Source organism: Metabacillus fastidiosus NBRC 101226, from assembly GCF_001591625.1.
In the GTDB taxonomy this organism is placed as follows: domain Bacteria; phylum Bacillota; class Bacilli; order Bacillales; family Bacillaceae; genus Metabacillus; species Metabacillus fastidiosus.
Window position 1 is genome coordinate 19,960 of sequence record NZ_BCVG01000053.1, and the last position, 7,468, is coordinate 27,427.

At 34.0% G+C, this 7,468-nt stretch carries 9 protein-coding genes; 6 read left to right on the top strand and 3 right to left on the bottom strand.

All coding sequences use genetic code 11. The features are described from left to right. Positions 1–177 precede the first annotated feature (177 nt). The 6 genes from BFA01S_RS13145 (at position 178) to BFA01S_RS13165 (ending at position 4,068) form a co-directional block, all read left to right on the top strand. On the top strand, positions 178–687 hold the full coding sequence (locus tag BFA01S_RS13145; RefSeq protein WP_066231129.1) for a YfiT family bacillithiol transferase: 510 nt from the start codon (positions 178–180) through the stop codon (positions 685–687). A gap of 357 nt (positions 688–1,044) precedes the next feature. Next, positions 1,045–1,752 carry a DNA alkylation repair protein gene (locus tag BFA01S_RS13150; protein WP_066231138.1) on the top strand — a complete coding sequence of 236 codons (708 nt, stop codon included), beginning with the start codon at positions 1,045–1,047 and terminating at the stop codon, positions 1,750–1,752. A gap of 165 nt (positions 1,753–1,917) precedes the next feature. Continuing rightward, positions 1,918–2,499, top strand: a complete 582-nt coding sequence (locus BFA01S_RS13155) for a DUF4256 domain-containing protein (protein ID WP_066231141.1) — start codon at positions 1,918–1,920, stop codon at positions 2,497–2,499. A gap of 369 nt (positions 2,500–2,868) precedes the next feature. After that, positions 2,869–3,036: a hypothetical protein gene (locus BFA01S_RS22440; protein ID WP_156483678.1), complete on the top strand. Its 168-nt coding sequence runs from the start codon at positions 2,869–2,871 to the stop codon at positions 3,034–3,036. Between the two features lie 45 nt (positions 3,037–3,081). Beyond that, positions 3,082–3,660 (top strand): hypothetical protein, encoded by a 579-nt coding sequence (locus tag BFA01S_RS13160; protein WP_066231146.1) that lies wholly within the window; start codon positions 3,082–3,084, stop codon positions 3,658–3,660. A 138-nt stretch (positions 3,661–3,798) separates the two neighbouring features. Then, positions 3,799–4,068, top strand: a complete 270-nt coding sequence (locus BFA01S_RS13165; RefSeq protein WP_066231149.1) for a DUF4176 domain-containing protein — start codon at positions 3,799–3,801, stop codon at positions 4,066–4,068. A 442-nt stretch (positions 4,069–4,510) separates the two neighbouring features. Here BFA01S_RS13165 and ftsZ read toward each other — a convergent pair whose 3' ends face one another. The 3 genes from ftsZ to BFA01S_RS13180 all read right to left on the bottom strand — a co-directional run bounded on the left by ftsZ (position 4,511) and on the right by BFA01S_RS13180 (position 7,370). Then, positions 4,511–5,494: a cell division protein FtsZ gene (gene ftsZ, locus BFA01S_RS13170; RefSeq protein ID WP_082799981.1), complete on the bottom strand. Its 984-nt coding sequence runs from the start codon at positions 5,492–5,494 to the stop codon at positions 4,511–4,513. Between the two features lie 476 nt (positions 5,495–5,970). After that, positions 5,971–6,879, bottom strand: coding sequence for a sigma factor regulator N-terminal domain-containing protein (locus tag BFA01S_RS13175; RefSeq protein WP_066231156.1), 909 nt, complete (start codon positions 6,877–6,879; stop codon positions 5,971–5,973). Then, complete coding sequence (locus tag BFA01S_RS13180) at positions 6,864–7,370, bottom strand: RNA polymerase sigma factor (RefSeq protein ID WP_066231158.1); 507 nt, start codon at positions 7,368–7,370, stop codon at positions 6,864–6,866. The genes BFA01S_RS13175 and BFA01S_RS13180 overlap by 16 nt, the downstream gene beginning before the upstream one ends. Positions 7,371–7,468 lie beyond the last annotated feature (98 nt).

The following is a 7,468-nucleotide window of genomic DNA, read 5'->3' on the forward strand; positions in this document are numbered from 1 at the left end:
TCAAAAATCCTGTATTGAAATACAGGATTTTTTCTTGTTCCACAAACGGGCCATTTTCTTGAATAACACTTAATAAGGAAATTAGATATTTATGTTAAAATATAAAGTGGATTATGAAATAATTTATGCAGTAATAAATAAGTGAAAGAAATATGAATAGAGAAAAGGGGATTGAAAATGGATGTAAGATATCCAATTGGGAAATTACAAGTTCCTGAAAAAGTAACATTAGAAAATATTCAAGAATGGCTAAAGGAAATTGAAACTTACACGATTCGATTAAGAGAAACTGTTGACTCATTAAGTGATGAGGAATTAAGCAGAACATATCGTGATGGTAGCTGGACAGTTCGTCAACTTGTTCATCACATTGCAGATTCCCAGTTGAACATGTATCAACGTTTGAAGCTGGCTTTAACAGATGAGAATCCAACAGTACCAGCTTTTGATGAAGAAAAGTGGGCTATTCAACCGGATACAAAGCTACCTGTAGAAAGTTCTATTAAAATGCTAGAAGGTATAAATGAGCGCATCGTATCTTTAGGATATAGTTTAACTGAAGAGCAATTAGATCGAGCTTTTACCCACCAGGAAAACGGTAAAATAACAGTTGCAACAAAAGTTGCAAAATTAGCTTGGCACGAAGAGCACCACTTAGCCCATATAAAAATCGCATTATCAAAATAATACAATATGTATGGAATTGGCTTATCGGACTTCGATAAGCCAATTTTTAAAAAATAAGGAATAATTACATAAGTTTTATTCAACTAAAGGGCGCGATTGTTGAGCAACACAGGTAGAAAATGATCAAAAATCCTGTATTGAAATGCAGGATTTTTTTTTCTGCAATCAGGCCATATTGTGGAATAACAATTTAAAGTAAATCGTGAAGATTGTGAAGAAGTGTACTGAAGCTAGCGGAGCAGAATACTTGAAAAAGATTAATGGTAAAATTGAGAAGTACGGAAGACTAGATAAAGAATATTGACTAGTTGATTACAATTAAATAGGTATTAATATTAAGGAAGGAAGTGTAAAACTATGGATTTCGAAACAGTTATGCAGGAGCTTGAAGCCCTCGGTAAGGAACGAACTAAAAAAATATACATATCCAATGGTGCGCACGAGCCGCTTTTTGGCGTGGCTACAGGTGCTATGAAACCAATTGCAAAGAAAATAAAAATAAATCAATATTTAGCTGAGGAGCTTTATGCCACAGGTAACTATGATGCAATGTACTTTGCAGGCATTATTGCAGACCCAAAAGCCATGACTGAGTCGGATTTTGATCGTTGGATGGATGGAGCGTATTTTTATATGCTGTCTGATTTTGTGGTGGCAGTAACTTTATCAGAGTCAGATATTGCACAAGACGTTGCTGATAAATGGATTGCAAGCGGTGACGAGCTGAGAATGTCAGCGGGCTGGAGTTGCTACTGCTGGCTTTTAGGGAATCGCAAAGACAATGAATTTTCCGAAAGCAAGATCTCCAATATGCTTGATATTGTGAAAAATACGATTTATGATTCGCCAGAACGAGCGAAATCTGCTATGAATAATTTTCTATACACCGTGGGGATTTCATATTTGCCGCTACATGAAAAGGCAGTTGAGACCGCAATGGAAGTAGGTACAGTAGAAGTCAAAAGGGACAAGAAAAAAAGCAGTTTCCTAAACGCGTACGAAAGTATTCAAAAAGAAATTGATAGAGATAGGCTTGGTTTCAAACGTAAATATGTAAGATGCTAAAAATTAGCTTCGAATCGGGGTGTTGATCTAGGAAGGATTGACGCTCTTTTCGTATAGGGTCATATTGTCGAGAAATGGATTTATTTAATCATGTAATTTATTATAAAACAAGTAGATAGTTATACTTAAACGATTATGAGTAAAAATAATAAGGGGGGAACTAACATGGTACAGAGAGATAAAATCAGTGATAAAAAGGAATTGTCACAAGAACAAAGTGAAGAATTAATTAGAGTATTGAAAGCTCGTTTTGAGAAAAATATGAACCGTCATAAAGATCTTGAATGGGATAAAGTCCAAGCAAAGCTGAATGCAAATACTGAAAAACTGTGGTCGCTTAATGAAATGGAAGTAACTAACGGTGAACCAGATGTTGTTGGTTATGATAAAGAGAAGGACGAATACATTTTTTGTGATTGTTCAGCGGAAAGTCCTAAAGGCCGCAGAAGTGTTTGTTACGACCGTGAAGCGCTAGAGTCAAGAAAAAAACATAAACCTGAAGATAATGCTATTGATATGGCAGCTTCTATGGGCATAGAACTTTTGACTGAAGAACAATATCGAGCGTTGCAGGAACTTGAAAATTTCGATATGAAAACGTCGAGTTGGGTGCAAACACCTACTGATATTAGAGAACTTGGCGGTGCACTTTTTTGCGATCGCCGCTTCGGTCGCGTTTTCGTGTATCATAATGGAGCAGAATCCTACTATGCTGCCAGGGGTTTTCGTGGCTCGCTAATGATCTAAATTTTGCACAGACAGCTAAACTGGAATTTGAGAACGGATCACCTAGGGAAGAGTTTTAATTTCCTTCTTCAACTAACGGGCGCTTTTATTGAAGAAGGGACACTAAAGCTGCATGTTTGTACATACTTAAAAACATTGTTCTTAAATAAAAAGTATGGTCAAGATCGAAAGGAAATTGGTTGAAATGCCTAGTGTTCTTTCGATCTTTTTGCATGAAGAAAGCAAGCGGAAAGAAAAGTCTGCAAATGCTTGAAAGACAAGGGAGAAAGCAGGAAATGAATAAGAATAATCCGTTCTTGTATTCGTACTTTTTCCTCCGATGTTGGGCAAAGTTCTTTATATGAACAGTTAGCGATACAGCATTTTTACATGAATGGTGATATTAGAAAGAGTAAATTTAAGCAGCCAATTAACATTAAAGCACGTGTGAAAGAAATAGAAGGAATTAAAGTTGGCAAAAATGAAAAGAATCTTTCTGAAACATTAAAAGATGGGGTACAAAAAGGTATTAAAACTGTGGCTGGCTGGTTTAAATAAATATTATTTAATGCAATGGAAGTATTTTTAAAGGCGGTTTAAAGTATGCTCAAATTAGATAATGAAACAAAACGAAGAAATTTACCTGACCATATTAGAGAAGGTTTAGAACCTTTTCCTACCTATCAACTTAAATTCACTATTGGTGTTTCTACATTTTTCATGTTGGATTTATTAATTATTGTTCCGCTTTTATTTCCAATCATGAAACCCGTACTTTATTTAACCTTGCCACTAATGTTTATTATAAGTGTTTGGGCATTAACTCTTCTCTTTAGAAATGTAGAAAATACAGAAATAGAATCACTTTTGTTTTTAGGCTGTTTAGGGATTACTGGTTCCTTTTGTTACTTTGTACTTGCTATGAAATATAATTATATGATTGGGATAGAGTCACTTTTCTTTTATATCTTGATGTTTTTATTTTATTTAATAACCATTTATTTTTTTGTGAGACATCAAGTAAAAAAATATGCTTCTCTTGAAAAAAAGCTCAAGAAAAAAACACCTGCATGGCACTATAGCTTGGCGGCAATTGCACCAGCAATCGGATATATTTTCGCTCATTACATTATGGGTCTATCTTCTTTTATTGTCCTTATTGTAATGTCAATAGTTTTTTAGGACTTTCTACTTTCTATATTTTTGTTTTGGCAAGGTTTTTCCATAAATACTTTTTCATTAAGAAAAATATTCATCTCGTCATATTTGCAAATAAACAATTAAATCAAAAATATAAAATAAAAAAGGAAGGTGTGTAATGTGAACAATTACTTACTCCCGAACGGTTCTATCATATTATTAAAAGGTGGAAATGTTAAACTGATGATTTACGGAAGAAAACAGATGCTCATTACAGAAGATGACCAAAACGGCCAAATGTATGATTATCTTGCAGTTCCATATCCTGAAGGCTATATTTCTCCTGAATATACATATGTCTTTAACCATACAGATATTGCTGAGGTTATTTTTGAAGGATTTGTAAATGAAGAAGAAAGAGATTTTCAAACGGTTTTAAATAACGCTTAATATCTCCGTGCTATCAATTAAAAACTCAGTTCTTTCATAGGAACTGAGTTTTTAAATTTCCAATAGAACTAGATTATAATCTTTGCTTGAATTAATATCATTTCTTTACAATTAAAAATAATCTTTCTTAGATCAATGCCTTGCTAGTGAACGAGTATTTATCTTATTCCTCATTCATCTTGAGCAATTTATATGATGTTCTTTCTGTCGTTTTGAAGTAAAGTTCAATCGTTTATCAAAAAACATCTATTTACTTTAAAATGTTGATATATTAAGAATATTAGAAGGTTTTTTGATTAAACTTTTTTAAAAATGATAGCTTTTTATATACGATGAAATCAAGCTTTGATCATGATTTTTAATCAAACTTCATTTCAGAGCTACACTAAGTCATCTGCACTCTCGAAAAAGTTATTTTTGAGTATTGCCTTCCAGCATTCGGTCAAATACTGGAGGGGACGACATTAACCTTCTGATCGCCGAAACCAGTGGCAATGATAGTTACGATGATTTCATCCTCTTTTAAGTTTTCGTTAATAACAGCACCAAAAATCAGATTTAACTCAGAGTCTGCTACAGAAGCAACAATATTTGCTGCTTCTTGTACTTCATGTAGACTTATGTTGGCACCTGTGAGTTTCATTAACACACCTTGGGCTCCGTCGATGGAAGTGCCAAGTAATGGGCTGGAAATGGCTTTTTTTGCAGCTTCCATAGCACGATCTTTACCTGTTGCTCTCCCAATACCTATTAACGCAGATCCTTTATAGGACATGATTGTTCTCACATCAGCAAAATCAATGTTGATTAAGCCAGGTATAGCAATTAGATCTGAAATACCTTGAATACTTTGGCGAAGAACATTGTCCGCTTCATGAAATGCTTCAAGCATGGGTGTATTCTTATGTATAATCGCTAATAAGCGATCGTTTGGAATAACAATTAATGTATCCACTGCTTCCTTCATTAAGCTGATTCCGTCTGTCGCTTGTATTGCACGCTTACGACCCTCAAATGAAAATGGAAGTGTTACAACCCCAACGGTTAGTATGCCAAGCTCACGAGCAATTTGAGCAATAACAGGAGCAGCACCTGTTCCAGTACCACCGCCCATTCCAGCTGTAACGATTACCATGTCTGTACTTTTTAATGCTTTTTGGAGCTGCTCTTTGTCTTCTTGAACTGCTTTTTTACCTACTTCTGGATTTCCCCCTGATCCTAAACCTCTTGTCAATGTTGTACCGATTTGTATCTTGCTTTCTGCTTTTGATAAATTAAGAGCTTGTACATCTGTATTCACAGCAATAAATTCTACACCTTGAACTCCATGATTAATCATACGGTTAACAGCGTTATTTCCTCCTCCGCCAACACCAATTACTTTAATGTTGACTGACGAGTTTACACTTGTGGAAAATTCCATTATATAGTTCCTCCTAGTTCGTGGAAATTATCTATTTTCGAAATACCTAAGTAAATATCTGAAAAATTGATTCGTTTTATTTAACATATTTTGTCTTTCTTTTGTTTGGATTTAATTAAAGAAAAAGGCATTGTCGTTAGCAGCCCCATAAAGAAGGATGCTAACGACAATGCCTTTCATTGAATCCTTCTACTTTTCGCTAAGGTTAGAAGGATTCGATATCCTGAAAAGGTAATCTTTTCTTTTATTCTAAGGTAATTCCACTTTTAAATCAATAAAACTACTACTATAAACAAATATGTATTTGGAAAGATCATTCTGATATCAAAATAATTAACAGTGTACTAAATCGAGTTTCAAATTGATACTTAGTTTCTAAGAGATATAATTGAGCAAATGATTGCTACTATGGAATAGAACATAGAGTTATGTGTATTCCAAGATTTAGAATTAAATGCCTTCATCTTTAATCTTGTTTACTATTTTTCCGGCTTAATATAAGGAACGATTTGCGCAGTAGCTCCTACAGAGGCACCACGAATGAAGTCTTGATTTTCTAATGCTTTGAAATTTTTGGTTTGACCAGTCAGCATTAGCCCTAGGATTTTCACTTCATCAAACTGTTTATTTTTATTTGAATTTAAAAACTCTTGGATTGCCTCCTCATCACCATGTGTATCAGATTTTTTCAAGGAATCAATAAAGCTGTCGTAGCCCTCTTTTGGTGAGTCAGACGGGGAAAATCCATACACCGGCACACCAGCGGGTCCATTGCTTTCATCTGCAATTGGTGATGTCATATATAGCCATACGATATTTAAATTATCAGGTATTTTTGATTGTATTTCTTTGAATGTATAAGGCTTATTGAAAGAAATAGCAACTTCTGCAACGTAGTTCTCCATTTGTGAAATTTCTTTTAATTCATTTTCTACACTATAGTACTCCTGAATAGAAGGATGATAAAAAGTCGCCACTTTTTTCTTTGTTTGTTTATCATATTCATAGAACTCTGTGTCAGACGAGTAAGATCCCGGTATTAATTCGTTATAATCAATCTTGATGCTAAGCCAGTCGTACGAACTTGTGAGTGTGCTCCATTGCACTAAATAGCCATTAATATTTTTCGAACGATTTGTCACGATATTTCCACCAAACGTGGATGAATTACTCGTTACTTGAGAATCGATTTGAATATTAGGTTCGGCAATTGCATTATGCAGGAAAAGCCGGTCATGAAGTTTTTGGGAACTTTTTGCTGCAAAATAGTTACCCGTTTTATAAAGGATTGGTAATAAAAGTAGTACGACAATAATTGAAGTAATAATGATTTTTAGCAGCTGTTTTCGTTTAGCCTTTTTTAAAGCGCCATTTAACGAATTATCCATTCCTGCTTTCCTCCTATTTTTGAGTGAATAAATGTACGTGCACGATATAATTTTTGCTTTACACTAGTTACTTTAATGTCCAAAATAGTTGCAATTTCTTCATATGAAAAATCATAGTAATACTTTAAAAAGAACATTTCTTTGTATTCTTTTTTGATGTCTTTTAATAAGTAGAGAATCTCATCTTTATTTAAAATGGCATCAAATTCACGGTCTATATGCTGTAACTTTGAATAAATCTCCTCGGTTAATTGGATATTCCGCTGTTCCTTTTTTCTTTTTAAGTCAATATATTCATTGAGTGCCACTCTAAAAAACCATGGACGTATATTGCTCTCTGTCAGATCATCCAATAGTGTGTACACTTTGTAAAAAGTGTTTTGGATTATATCTTCCGCATCTTCTTTTTTGGCTCCTTTCGCTAGTAATAGATTGAACACTTCCTCTCCTAAATTAATAAGATAGGAGGCTAATACATCTTCTTTTTTCATGATTTATCCTCCCTATACTTATACAACGAATAAGTCATAATAAATGTATACATTAAAATGGGGAATTTTTAATTTATCCCAGCCTTAACGGGCAGTAA